11 protein-coding genes are annotated in these 13,832 nt (G+C 38.5%); 6 read left to right on the top strand and 5 right to left on the bottom strand.

The window, feature by feature from the left end; genetic code table 11:
- Positions 1-3: 3 nt before the first annotated feature.
- The 4 genes from prfB to AAAY30_RS01835 all read right to left on the bottom strand — a co-directional run bounded on the left by prfB (position 4) and on the right by AAAY30_RS01835 (position 7,315).
- On the bottom strand, positions 4-1,122 hold the full coding sequence (gene prfB, locus AAAY30_RS01850; protein ID WP_186934917.1) for a peptide chain release factor 2: 1,119 nt from the start codon (positions 1,120-1,122) through the stop codon (positions 4-6).
- Positions 1,123-1,257: 135 nt separating this feature from the next.
- A complete protein-coding gene (locus AAAY30_RS01845) occupies positions 1,258-1,455 on the bottom strand; it encodes a hypothetical protein (RefSeq protein ID WP_499222339.1) in 198 nt (65 codons plus the stop codon).
- A 104-nt stretch (positions 1,456-1,559) separates the two neighbouring features.
- Entirely contained in the window at positions 1,560-6,533 is a 4,974-nt protein-coding gene (gene proA, locus AAAY30_RS01840) for an anti-phage protein ProA (protein WP_499215635.1), read from the bottom strand.
- The gene (locus AAAY30_RS01835; protein ID WP_443711407.1) at positions 6,533-7,315 is read right to left on the bottom strand and encodes a transglutaminase-like domain-containing protein; all 783 of its coding nucleotides are present in this window, start codon (positions 7,313-7,315) and stop codon (positions 6,533-6,535) included. Before AAAY30_RS01835 ends, proA begins: the two co-directional genes overlap by 1 nt.
- Before the next feature lie 210 nt (positions 7,316-7,525).
- Between AAAY30_RS01835 and AAAY30_RS01830 the strand changes: the two genes are divergently transcribed.
- The gene (locus AAAY30_RS01830; protein WP_302191269.1) at positions 7,526-8,608 is read left to right on the top strand and encodes an RING finger protein; all 1,083 of its coding nucleotides are present in this window, start codon (positions 7,526-7,528) and stop codon (positions 8,606-8,608) included.
- Between the two features lie 21 nt (positions 8,609-8,629).
- Entirely contained in the window at positions 8,630-9,502 is an 873-nt protein-coding gene (gene galU / locus AAAY30_RS01825; RefSeq protein ID WP_022234494.1) for a UTP--glucose-1-phosphate uridylyltransferase GalU, read from the top strand.
- A gap of 225 nt (positions 9,503-9,727) precedes the next feature.
- On the opposite strand, the gene AAAY30_RS01820 is transcribed toward galU, so the two are convergent.
- Positions 9,728-10,552, bottom strand: a complete 825-nt coding sequence (locus AAAY30_RS01820) for a histidinol-phosphatase HisJ family protein (RefSeq protein ID WP_337782019.1) — start codon at positions 10,550-10,552, stop codon at positions 9,728-9,730.
- 175 nt (positions 10,553-10,727) lie between these two features.
- Between AAAY30_RS01820 and AAAY30_RS01815 the strand changes: the two genes are divergently transcribed.
- The 4 genes from AAAY30_RS01815 to AAAY30_RS01800 are packed head-to-tail and all read left to right on the top strand — an operon-like array spanning position 10,728 to position 13,801.
- The gene (locus tag AAAY30_RS01815; RefSeq protein ID WP_195410495.1) at positions 10,728-10,997 is read left to right on the top strand and encodes an ACT domain-containing protein; all 270 of its coding nucleotides are present in this window, start codon (positions 10,728-10,730) and stop codon (positions 10,995-10,997) included.
- A 36-nt stretch (positions 10,998-11,033) separates the two neighbouring features.
- Entirely contained in the window at positions 11,034-12,395 is a 1,362-nt protein-coding gene (locus AAAY30_RS01810) for a PFL family protein (protein ID WP_186934923.1), read from the top strand.
- A 17-nt stretch (positions 12,396-12,412) separates the two neighbouring features.
- Positions 12,413-12,721 (top strand): hypothetical protein, encoded by a 309-nt coding sequence (locus AAAY30_RS01805; protein WP_022234490.1) that lies wholly within the window; start codon positions 12,413-12,415, stop codon positions 12,719-12,721.
- 45 nt (positions 12,722-12,766) lie between these two features.
- Positions 12,767-13,801 carry a V0D/AC39 family V-type ATPase subunit gene (locus AAAY30_RS01800; protein WP_186934924.1) on the top strand — a complete coding sequence of 345 codons (1,035 nt, stop codon included), beginning with the start codon at positions 12,767-12,769 and terminating at the stop codon, positions 13,799-13,801.
- The last annotated feature ends 31 nt before the right edge of the window (positions 13,802-13,832 follow it).

The raw sequence follows: 13,832 nt of genomic DNA, 5'->3' as shown, positions 1-13,832 counted from the left end.
TGATTATTTTTGCAATGTGCCAAGACTTGCACATTTGAGATATGCGTTAATAAATCCGTCAATGTCACCGTCCATAACAGCCTGAATATTACCGGTTTCGTATGAAGTGCGGTGATCCTTAACCATTGTGTATGGCATAAACACATAGCTGCGGATCTGACTGCCCCATGTGATTTCTTTTTGAACACCTTTAATGTCTTCAATTTTATCAAGGTGTTCTCTCTCTTTGATTTCCATAAGTTTTGAAATAAGCATTTTCATAGCCACATCACGGTTTTGATACTGGCTTCTTTCAACCTGACTTGCTACAACAATACCTGTCGGAATATGAGTAAGACGAACGGCAGATGAAGTCTTGTTGACTTTCTGTCCGCCTGCGCCGCTCGCACGGTAAACATCCATTTTGATGTCTTCGGGAGCAATATTTACTTCAATGTTATCGTCCATTTCAGGCATAACCTCAAGAGAGGCAAAACTTGTGTGTCTTCTGCCCTGTGAATCAAAAGGAGATACTCTTACAAGGCGATGAACGCCTGCCTCGCTCTTTAAGTAACCGTAAGCGTTTTCACCCTCAACAAGAAGAACGGCACTTTTAAGGCCCGCCTCGTCACCGTCAAGATAGTCAACTTCTTTTACTTTAAATCCGTGAGCATCTGCCCAACGGTTGTACATTCTGTAAAGCATTTCCGCCCAGTCCTGAGCCTCTGTACCGCCCGAACCTGCGTGGAAAGTAAGAATTGCATTATTCTTATCATATTCGCCTGTAAGAAGAGTTTGAAGTCTTTGCTTTTCAAGACTTTCTTTAACTCCCTCTGCCTCGCTTTCAGCCTCTTCAAGAAGTGAAAGATCCTCTTCCTCATTTGCAAGTTCAATCAAAGCACAGGTATCTTCATACTTAGCCACCAAAGCCTCGTAAGCCTCAACCTTACCTTTTAGTGTGCCTGTACGCTGTAAAACTTTTTGAGATTTTTCTACATCGTCCCAAAACCCCGGTTCGGTAGCTTTAAGCTCAAGCTGCTGAATTTCAGAAAGCATACCTTTCATACCGAGAGCGTCTGACAAATCGTCAATTTCAGGTTTAAGTGCCTGAACCTTTAACAATAATTCCTCAAATTGTACCATAAAATATACCATTCCTGTCTTAATTTGGATATATAGCTCTAAAAATCAGATTACTATTTTACATACAATTTTATTATAGCAAATTAGCCGATAAATGTAAACTGTTTTTTATAATAAGGAATTTGCGTAAATAATTTATTCCCGCTTTCCCGCCGCATATTCTCCCGTATTGACATCAGCGTCTTTAAAACGTGCTATATAATTTTCAGGCATAAAACCTGCCGATAATTTATAATAAGAAAAACATTCGGTTTTGCCAAGATGTTTTTCCATTATTTCATTCATTACCGACTGCTGCGGCATTTCACATTTTTCTTCAAAAAGCAAATGCACAAAAAACATCATACCGGGTTGTGGCGCTTTTTCATTGAGATTTTATTAAAAAATCTTTTCTTCATTATCCGGCATTATATTTCTCCTATCTTATAATTATGTAATTATGTTTTATCTGTAATTTTTCCGTCCTGCGATACAACAAGTTTGCCGTTTTTGATTGCGTTATCGACAGCAAAACCGACCGTTGTATCAATAAGTGCGCCTGTTCTTGTAAAACCGAACTTTTTGGCACTTTCTTTAATAAGGTCAGATTTTTGCATACCGCCTTGTTCGCTCAAAACTTGAATGGCTGCATTTAATATTTCTTTTGAGGAAATATCGTCAATATTGCGCCTATTCTCGTTTTGCTCCGACACACGATAAACATTGTATTCATCAGGTTTTTGTTCGGGCTGCCATACGAATATCACCCCGTTGTCAGAGGTTTCGGAGTGCATTATTCTGCCGAGAATACCGTCAAGTATTACCTCTGCCCTGTTACCCGAGCGAGAAATGCCGTAAGCCGAAAGCACACTTTTGTACAATGCTTTTTTACTTATTGGTGCTTGAACAGAGATAATTTTAAACATCAGCTTTTGAATTTCGACCCCTGCCGCTGCTGTATAAAAACTTTCAGAACTTCCGAGAATTTGAGAATCGACTGTTTCGTACTTTCGCTGTCTTGTCTGTTCAATCTGTGTTGATGTATCAATTTTTTCAAATTCTAAATTTTGAGTTTTGTTTTGCTCTGAAATTTTTTGCTTGGTATTTTTGCCCGAAATCGCATTTTCAATTTCTGATTTAATCTTTTCAATTACACGAGCCGAATCATCGAGCCAATCAAGAGTCCATACACGCATAATTTTCCAGCCAAGACCTGCAAGCACATCGGGCTGCAATACAAATCTATCTTTAGATGTTGCGGAATTTTTGCAGTTTTCACCGTCGGCAAGAATACCGAGCAGATAACTGTCGGGATTTTCAGGGTCAACGATACCAATATCAATCTTGTATTCCGAACAACCGATATTGCAGTTCACCTTATAGCCGAGTTTTTCTATCTCTTTGGCAATTTCTTCAATAACTCTATTATCGTTATGAACAGAAACTTTGCCGTCGGGTATAACAATATTTCGGTTCTGTCCCGCAAATTTCAAAAAGCCTTTAAGCCCTTCAACGCCGAGTGCTCTTGTGCGTGACAAATCAATCTGCTCGGGAGTAAGAGTGGAATACACAATCATTTCCTGTCTTGCTCTTGAAATTGCAACATTAAGTCTGCGCCAGCCGCCGTCACGGTTAAGCGGGCCAAAGTTCATAGAAACTTTGCCGTCCTTATCGGGACCGTAGCCGACTGAAAACAGAATTACATCTCGCTCATCACCCTGTACATTCTCAAGATTTTTAACAAATACGGGTTCTGCGGATTCGCTGTCGTATTTTTCAAGTTCGGGTTTTTTAGAAAATTCATCGGCAAGCATATCTTCAATTAAATTCTGTTGAATAATATTAAAAGTTACAACGCCGATACTCTTTGTACGCAGTTGTTCATCGGATAATCTGCGGATAATTTCATTTACCACAGCCTCTGCCTCGGCTTTATTCTGCTTTGTACCGCCCTTATCATAGTAGCCGTCAATGTGTACAAGTTTAACCGCCGACACTCTGTCGTTCGGCGACGGGAATGTATAAAGTTTATTATCGTAATACTTCATATTGCTGTATGCGATAAGACTTTCGTGGCGAGAACGGTAGTGCCATTTTAAGTACATCTGCGGCATTGAAATTGAAAGGCAGTCATCAAGCAAACTTTCGAGATCTTCGTTTTCTATGTTTTCTTCATCAATTCTGTTTGATTTAAAGAAACTTGTCGGCGGCAACTGATTAGGGTCACCGACTACCACAACATTTTCACCTCTTGCTATAGTGCCGACAGCTTCGCTTGTCGGAAGCTGTGATGCTTCATCAAACACCACAAGGTCAAATTTAGGGAATGACGGGTCAATGTATTGCGCAACAGAAATCGGGCTCATAAGCATACACGGGCAAAGTCTGCGTAATAATGCAGGGATTTCGTTAAACAACTTTCTTATCGACATCATTCTGCCGTTGCTTTTTATCGCTCTTTTAAGAATACCGAGTTCGGAAGACGACGCACCTGCCGAACCCGAAACAGGCACTTGAGATGAAAGTTTAGCCACAAGTTCCTGAACAGTAAGTTTTGAATATTCATCAATTAATGCGTGGTATTCTTTTATAGTTTGCTCAAAGCTGTTGCTTCTGAATGTGCTCAAGCTCTCGTCAACAGAAATATATTTGAGTGCAAGCGCATAATACACATTGCATCTGAAAGCGTCAACTGCATTTTCATTATTAACAATACCGCTTTCAACCGCATTACAAATACACTCAAGCTGTTCATTTGCAAGCTGTTCACGCTTAGCGTTATATTCCGTAACCGCATACAATTTATCAATATTCTTACTTATATTATTAAGAGTATTTTCGGTGCGGTCAAGCCAATTGTTGCTCTGCTCATTATCAATATTAACTTTGAAAATGTCGGAAAATTCATTCGATTTTAATATATAATTTTCTGCACAATTAACATCGTTTCCAAGCTGTGCAAGATTAATATTCTTAAAAGCATTCAATATTGTTCTGATTTCATTATAGTTATACACACTTATCGCATTGTAGACAAAATCGGTTTTATCAATTGCCTGTTTAAAATCAGAACCTAATTCATTAAGTATATACCTAAGCTCATTACCGCAAGTCATATTATCATTGTGCAATTTATTAAAATTAATAAGTCGCTGATACCAATTGATAATATTTTCTTTGGTAACGGCATTTGGCATAACACAAAATGTTGCAACTTCTTTCAAAAGTTTTTTATGTTTTGAATGTCTGCTAAGTATCCAACTTGATTGAGCGACATTCCATTCATTAAGAGCCTGAATACAGTTATACTCATAAATACCGCTTGTAAATACTTTTTCAATCTCTTGTTTTTCTCTGTTTTCGTTACAAATGCTTTCATAATAATTATTCAGCTTTTGACTTACCGCATTGTAATTATTTTCAAGAATAAGGCTTGGAGAAAAAGCCGAAGGAATAAGCAACGCTTTGCTAAGATTTAAAATGTTTTTGATTGATTTTTCACTTAATTCGGCATTGATATTAAATGTACCGAAAATTCTTTCAACGCTCGATTTTGCATTATTATATAGATTAAGCAAATTTACACAATCCGAATACAGCTTTTCTCTTAACGGTATAGAATATTCCGTAAGGGAAATATTTTTAAGCGGGTTATTAACTATATCACCTACACCGTCAACAGAATTTTTATAACTTAAAATTAAGGATGAAAGCTGTTCTATTCTGTCATCATTAACAGTGTTAATAACGTCTTGCGGAATTGTTATTTTATTCTTAAATTCGGCACAGGTTTCATATTGTTCTATAGCGTCATACACGGAAATTCCGCTCTCGTGCTTTTTATGAAGTCCGTCAATTACAGAATTCATACTCACACGCATAGCTTTCAGCCTGTCTGCTGTTGCTTTGTATTTTTCGGGATGCTTTATTCTGCCGACTTCAAGTGATTTTTCGAGTTGAGAAAGCACACTGCTTTTGCTAGCCTTATTTGAGTGAAGTTCAAGGCAGAACGGAGCAAGACCGATATTTTCAAGTCTGTGTTGAACCACATTAAGAGCCGCCATTTTTTCTGCGACAAAAAGAACAGATTTACCGTGATAAAGCGCATTTGCGATTAAATTTGTAATTGTCTGCGACTTACCTGTTCCGGGAGGTCCGTGAAGTACAAAACTTTTTCCCTTTGCCGCCTCTGCAATGGCAAGCATCTGTGAAGAATCTGCGCTCAACGGTATTGCAAGGTCATCGGGTGCGATGCGTTCATCAAGTTCAGACACCGTCAGCGGATTTTCTTCCTGCTCAACAGTAATTTTCTTATCAATAAGACCTGCAACAACCTTATTTTGCATTAATTCGTCGGCACGGTTTCTAAGGTCACTCCACATTACAAACTGACCGAACGAAAACTGTCCCAAGCAAGCCGTATTCACAACATTCCAACGCTTTTTGTCAAGAATACAATTACGAACCGTATTGAAAACAAGCGGAATGTCCGTACCGTGCTCGTCCTCGGGCAGTGGGTCAAGGCTCGGTATTTTCAGTTCGAAAATCTGCCTTAAATACTCAATCAATGTAACATTAATCTGGGTTTCCTCTTGTCTGCTTCTCAATAAATAGCCTTTATTATGCGAACTTTTTACAAGCTCAACAGGAATCATAATAAGCGGTGCATAGCGTGGCTTTTCCGAAATATCGCTTTCGTACCACTTTAAAAATCCAAGTGCTAAGAAAAGTGTGTTTGAACCGTTTTCCTCTATGCTCGACTTTGTTGTTCTGTAAATATTTTTCAGAGTTTTTTCAAGTTCTTCGTCGTGCATAACCGCACAAAGTCTTTTGCTTTTAAACTCTTCGCTTGCAATATTTGTTGCAAGGTCATTTTCGTTTTCTATCTCATAAAGCCTTGCATCTCTAAGTGACGCCGTCCATTCGCTCGGCAATTCCCGTATTGAAAAAGATACTCCGTCTGCAAGGCTGTCCTCAAGAGCGGCAAGATCATGAGTTAAAATCGGCAAAGCGTTTTTGGTAATTCTGAAATTTAAAAGTGAGTTTCTCAAACTGAAATCGAGCAGCTTTCTCTCCCATATCTGTATTCTTGAAAGCGAACTTTCCTCATATCCGATTACACCTGTACCGCTTCTGTTAAGTTTCTTAGGTGCAGCTGCCTGATAATCAGGAACCGAATCAACCGTCCCGTCATAACCGCAAATACTGTTGCTATCTATTTTTTGCGGAATCGGTCGCAGTCCTCCAGCTCTTGCTCTTCTAACATCAACAGCACATATAAAATTTTCCGAATCTGACAGATTATTTTTTCCGTGCTTTACCGCTCTGTCAAAATCAATCTTTTCTCCCGCCGTAAAATCCGTACATTCAACAAGCAAAATATCTTCATTTCCACTTACCGTTCGTTTGTCAATAGCCGAAAAATCATCAATTACACAATCGGCAAAAGTTTCCTCTTCAAGGCGGCAGCCGCAGTATGCGTGACCTTTTTTATCATTATTAAAGGGAAAAGTCCTGCCGCCTCAAGACAAGACGCATATGTAACCGCAAGGTCAATGCAAGTACCTTGTTTCTGCTCAATTACAGAATAAGGAAGTCGCACACGCTGACCTGCTTTTTCAAAACTTGCAGGTGGATTATTATACACAATATTTTTTGACTGTAAAGCGGCATAAACAGCAGCCATTTGCAGTTTTACAACATCTGCATTGCGGGTCTGATAACCTGTTATGCTCGGGTCTTTTCCCCATTTTCTTAAATAATCGGTTGCAATTTTAAGGATGCCCGAGATAGCGGGATGATTAGGTGTCACAAAAGCCGCAATCAGTTCAGGCATTATATAGCAGGCGCTCCACTCATCATAGGCAAGCAAATCAATATTGTCACCGGCATTTACAAGTTCTTCTTCGCCGCATAAAAGCTGTACGCTGATCTGTGCAACAATTCTCTCTGTCAGTGAGAACAGAAACTCCGTAGATACTATAATATTAACAGGACTTACCTCAATTTCGGTATGCGGAGGTAAAACCTCAATTCTATGTGTAAACGGCTTTGCAAATTCAGGTTCAAAGGAAATTTTTAACATAATATCTTTAATTTCCTCATCGCTGTTATTTTTTATCGTTACGCTACGCACAAGCGGGACATAGTTTTGCTGCATTGCAAAATTCATTGCTCCAAAGGTTACCACTTGTACGCTCACTTTATCATTCACAAGTAATCCTCCTTGCTCAAAAATTTTAACATTTTCATTATATCAGATTTACCAATTTATTACAATATTTTGTAAATAAATATATTCTTTTTGCGGTTAAATAATAAAATTCAGAAATTATATACATTTAAAATATTATAATAAATTATGGTTGCAATTAATAAGATTATTTGTTATAATTAGTTTGTATAAAAATACCCGGAGGCAAATATGGATTTTTATAAATATAAATGCCCTGTTTGTAACAAACAGTTTAAAGAGGGCGATGATATAGTAGTTTGCCCTGAATGCGGCACGCCGCACCACAGAGAATGCTACGAGCAGGAGGAACACTGCTTTTATCAGGATAAACATTCACAAAATTTTTCATTTGAAAATGATCAACCGGACAGTTCCGATGACTTTGAAGCTGACAAAGAGAGCGGCACAGACAATGAAGTAATCTGCAAAATTTGCGGTCATCCAAACGACAATACTTTGTTTTACTGCGAACATTGCGGAGCGCCTCTGTTAAAAGACAATCAACCCAAGAATGATTCCGTAAACGGAAATAATAATGTTCCGCCGGATATGAACGGTTTTCCTTTCGGTCAAAATCCGCAAAACGGCGGAATACCTTTTATTGCGTTTGATCCGATGGCAGGTTTTAAGGCAGACGAAAAAATGGCAGATAATGTAACCGCAGGTGAGGTTTCAAAATTTGTCGGCAAAAATACAAACTACTTTATGCGTGTTTTCGGTTCAATCTTAAGAACAAATAAATCACGATTCAGCTTTGTATCTGCTATTTTACCCGGTGCATATATGCTTTACAGGAAAATGTACGCAATCGGCATTGTTATATCGGTAATCGTGGTAGGATTGCTTGCAGGCACACTTATTATACAAACCACACCTGAATTTACAGAGGCATATAACATTTATATGGATAATTACTCTGCCATACTTCAAAGCGGATACAGCGGTGCTAATGTCGGCGATTTATTTGCCGGTATGTCCTCTACAAATCTTTTGTACTTTGCTGTTCCGTACATTCTCGGAGCAATCAGATTTGCCATTATGCTTATCTGCGGTTTCAGAACAAACAGAATGTATTTTAAACACTGCATAAAGAAAATTTCATCAATTAAAAACTACGCTTCGAGTTTTGATAAAGAATCAGACGAAGAAGCAGCAACCACAAAGTCAAAAATTAACGAGCAAATAGAAAACAAGGGTGGCGTAAACCTTGCCATAGCAGTTGTGGCAACATTTGTATTTTTAGCAATCGCTTATATGCCGCTGTTCGTTTAAAAACAAATATCGGAGGAAAATATGAAAATTACAAAAGCAGTTATACCTGCAGCAGGACTCGGCACAAGAGTACTTCCCGCGACAAAATCAATGCCAAAGGAAATGCTCCCGATCGTAGACAAACCGACCATTCAGTATATCGTTGAAGAGGCAGTTGCAGCCGGAATAACAGATATTCTTATCGTTACAAACAGAGGTAAAGGCATTATCGAAGACCATTTTGATGCATCCCCTGAACTTGAGGCAATCCTTGAAAAAAGCGGCAAACTTGATTTTCTTGAAACAGTAAGAGGTATTTCAAATCTCGCAAATATCACTTTCATTCGTCAGAAAGAAATGAAGGGTTTAGGCCACGCTATTTTAAAAGCAAAGTCTTTTGTAGGCAATGAACCTTTTGCCGTACTTTTCGGCGACGGCGCAATTGTAGGCGAAAAACCAGCCATAGGTCAGCTTATTGAACATTACGGCGAGTTTGGCAAAGGTGTTGTCGGCGTTAAAAAAGTTGATGCAAAAGACATTCATAAATACGGTTCACTTAAAGTTGAGCATATTTACGACAATGTATTTAAATGCACAGATATGAAAGAAAAACCGCAAACTCCGGAGGAAGTTCTCTCACTTTACTCTATCATAGACAGATGTGTTCTTCCGTCAGAAATTTTTGAAATTCTTGAAAGAACACAGCCGGGCATAGGCGGTGAAATTCAGCTTACAGACGCAATGCGTGAAATCGCTGTTACAGATGGTATGACAGCCGTTGAATTTGAGGGCAGAAGATACGATATGGGCAATAAATTCGGTATTCTTCAGGCTCAAATCGAAGTAGGTCTTGAACATCCCGAAACTAAAGACCAATTAAGAGAATACATAAAAGAACTTGCAAAGACATTATAATAAGCTGTCTTGACATAATATAATTAAGCTAAAGCACAAAACAGACATTTCCAACTTTTGAGAAATGTCTGTTTTTTATTTGTTTTTATTCGGTTTATTAAACAATATTTATAGTTTTGTACATTAATAGATACAGTAACCAAAATTAGCGGTTGAATTATTTTAAACTTGCGTTATAATATGATAAACAACACAATATCTATTAAGATATACGATATAGTTTAATTAAAATTCTATCGGTATAGCAATCGGGCGGCGCTTTTCAAAGATAGTATACGACTTAAATCCGCACTTATGTGCAAGTCTTATTCCCTCTTCTATTCCGTTTCCGACAGCAGTGCTTGTGTGGGCATCACTTCCGACAGTGATAAGCTTTCCGCCGAGTTCACGGTAGCGCTTTAGCTGAAATTCATCGGGCAAAGTTCTGCCGATAGGTTTGAATAAACCCGAAGTATTAATTTCAAGAGCTTTATTGTTTGAAATCAGTGTTCTGTATATATCGTCAATAACATCTTGATAAGGTGTAAGGTCAGGATATTCCCCTGTTGTTTCAAAAATATATCTTAAAGGATATGTAAGATGAGCAAGGCTGTCAAAGTCACTGAAGGTCGCTGTTTCTGCAAGTTCATTAAAATATAATTTCAAAATTTCGGAAATATTACAATTATTAAAGTCGATAAAATAGAAATCTTCCATATTTTTTAAATTGTGCAAAGACGCTAAAACAAAGTCAAAATCGCCAAAAGAAAGCGCTTTTTCGGTACATTCCGGATCGTGCATAGGCTCGCCGAGCTCTATTCCGCATAAAACCTTGAGTTTTTGTCTATATTTTATCTGTGCGTTTTTGGTTTGCAAAAATGACAAAGGTATTCTTTCGTTAAAATTTCCGAATTCTTTGTTATAGCCAAACTTGATAAAAGGTGCTTCGCAATGGTCGGTAATTGCTATTGCGTAAAATCCCTTATTTAGGGCAGATTTACACATTTCTTCCACTGTATTTTCAGCGTCAAAAGAATTGTTTGAATGAATATGAACATCACATAAAATCATAGTTATCAAGCCTCCGTAATAAATAATACCATATTCGCCAAATTTATGCAATATAAGGCTTTACTTTCTTAGATTTTAGTTATATAATAAGGTAATGATAATAAACAATCATATAATTCTTTTATAATTCTTTTGCAGGAATAAAATTAAAATCTTGCAAATACGGAGGTAACTTATGAAAGCTATAATTACAGTAATCGGTAAGGACACAGTCGGAATACTTGCAAAGGTATCAGCCGCTTGTGCTGCTGACAACGCAAACATCGTTGAGGTAACACAGAGCGTTCTTCAGGATATGTTTGCAATGGTTATGCTTATTGAATTCAATGAAGAGAAAATTGATTTTGAAAAGTTAAGAACCGACCTTGACGCTGTCGGAGAGGCTACCGCAACTAAGATTCATGTAATGCACGAAGATATATTCAACAGTATGCACAGAATTTAATTTGCCCTTAAATATGGATTGAAAGGATAAACACCTATGCTCGAAACAAAAGATATACTTGAAACTATCAATATGATTGATAACGAAAATCTCGATGTAAGAACAATTACAATGGGCATTTCACTTTTAGACTGTATTGATGACGATATTGACAAAGCCTGCACAAAGGTATACGACAAAATCTGCCGTTCTGCCAAAGACCTCGTAAAAACAGGCGAGGATATCCAGAGGGAGTACGGTATTCCTATTATAAATAAGAGAATTTCAGTTACCCCTATCGCAATGGTAGCTGCACCATGCCAGAGTAAAAAGGTAGTAAAATTTGCTCACGCACTCGACAAAGCCGCAAAAGAACTCGGCGTAAACTTCATCGGCGGTTATTCCGCTCTTGTACAAAAAGGTTTCGCAAGCGGCGACTATGCGCTTATAGAGAGTATCCCCGAAGCACTTGCAACTACCGATTTTGTTTGCTCTTCGGTAAATATCGGTTCAACAAAAGCCGGTATCAATATGGACGCAGTTAAAATGATGGGTAAAACTGTAGTTCAGACTGCTCAAGCTACAGCAGATCGTGATTGCATCGGCGCTGCAAAGCTTGTAGTATTCTGTAACGCTCCTGAAGATAACCCGTTTATGGCAGGAGCTTTCCACGGTGTCGGCGAGGCTGATACAGTTATCAATGTCGGTGTTTCGGGACCGGGCGTAGTAAGAGCTGCTCTTGCTAAGGGCGGCGAAGGCAAAAATATTGCCGAAATCGCCGATATGGTTAAGAAAACCGCATTTAAAATCACAAGAATGGGTCAGCTTGTAGCAAAAGAAGCAAGCAAAAGACTTTGCGTTCCTTTTGGTATCGTTGACCTTTCACTTGCACCTACACCGGCAGTCGGCGATAGTGTTGCACATATTCTTGAAGAAATGGGACTTGAAGTATGCGGATGTCACGGTACAACTGCTGCTCTTGCACTTCTTAACGATGCTGTTAAGAAAGGCGGCGTAATGGCTTCGTCACATGTTGGCGGACTTAGCGGCGCTTTCATTCCGGTATCGGAGGATGCAGGTATGATTTATGCAGCTGAAAACGAATATCTCGACATAACTAAACTTGAGGCTATGACAGCCGTATGTTCAGTTGGTCTTGATATGATTATTGTACCGGGTGACACAAGTGCCGAGGTTATCTCTGCAATTATTGCAGACGAAGCAGCTATCGGTATGGTAAACACTAAGACAACCGCTGTAAGACTTATTCCCGCTATTGGTAAAAAAGCAGGCGAAACACTTAACTTTGGCGGACTTCTCGGCTACGGTCCTGTAATGCCGCTAAGAAAAGGCTCACCGGCTGAATTTATCAACAGAGGAGGAAGAATTCCTGCACCGCTTCAGGCTCTCAAGAACTAATTTCAGGGGGTGATTTTTTGAAGGATATGATTAAACAGATTGTTGAAGCAGACGCTGAGGCAAAAGCCTTCGATGAAGAAAATCAAAAAAACAAAGAAGCTCTTGCCAAAGAGATTGACGCTCAAGCAAAGGTAATCTACGATTCCTATATGTCAAAAGCTGACGAAACCATTGAGCGCCAGAGTGCTTATATTGACAAGGACATCAGACATCAGTGGCAGGATACTCGTCAGAAGCATAAATCTGTTTTAATTAAACTTAAATCTGATTTCGAGGCAAATGCTGACAAATGGTCAGATGAAATTGCTAAACGAACTATCGGATAACTATCCATTTATTAAGCATATTATTTTAAAGGAGGTGCGAAAGCTGTGTCTTCCACTTCGTTTGCGGTGCTTGCAAAAGCAAGAGCAAAGTTTGGTAAAAGACTTACCGAAAAGGACTACAACAGTTTGCTTAACTCAAACAGTGTTGCAGAAGTAATGTCTTATCTTAAGTCATATACGCACTATGCGGAGGCATTGCGTGATATAAATGAGCGTGATGTTCACCGTGGCAGACTTGAGGTTCTTTTAAGGCAGCATCTTTTCTATGAGTTTGACTCGCTTTGCAGATATGATTCCCAGATGAGCACCGGCTTTTCAGCTTATGTTATAAGCAGAACCGAGATTGAACAGATAATGCGCTTTCTCACTTTGCTGAATACTTCATCTACTGAAAAGTTTATTTATCAGTATCCGACATATTTTGCAAAACATACGGAGATTGATTTGCAGAAACTTGCGCTTGCAAGAAATTACGATGAATTTCTCACCATTTTGAGCAATACAAAGTATTCTCAAATATTTGAAAAATACAAGCCCGACGAAAACAATCTTTTGCCTATATCGGATATTGAAAATGATCTTTATACTTTTGTTTTCTCCAACCTCAAAAAGGTAATAAAGAGCAAAACAAAAGGCACTGAAAGAAAAGAGCTTATGGAGCTTTTTACCGTAATCAACGATTACAATAATTTCTCCCGTGTACTTCGTCTTAAAAAGTATTATAACCTTACACCGGAGCAAATAAAAAACAACCTGCTCTACCCTTTCTCAAGCATCAGTGAAAAAACTCTCGACAGAATGTGCCGTGCGGAATCCTCCGGAGAAGTATTCTCCGTAATGCAGGAAACTCACACCGGTAAGTTGATTGAGCAAATAGGTTATGTTTACGCAAGTGACATCAGCCCAAGAGTAAAATACAAACTTGCAAGAAAGAATATGTATTTCTCAAACAATCCTTCTGTTGTGATGATTTCATATATGTTCGTTGCCGAAACCGAGCTTATGAATATTATAACCTTGATTGAAGGTACACGATATAAACTTGATTCTAAAAAAATACAGTCCCTGCTTATCGTTTAGTAAGCAGTACCACTAACAAAGAGGTGATTTT

The sequence above is a fragment of the Ruminococcoides bili genome, assembly GCF_040093295.1.
GTDB classification, from domain to species: domain Bacteria; phylum Bacillota; class Clostridia; order Oscillospirales; family Acutalibacteraceae; genus Ruminococcoides; species Ruminococcoides intestinale_A.
Note: the sequence above shows the minus strand (reverse complement) of the source record. Positions and strands in the feature narration are given on the sequence as shown.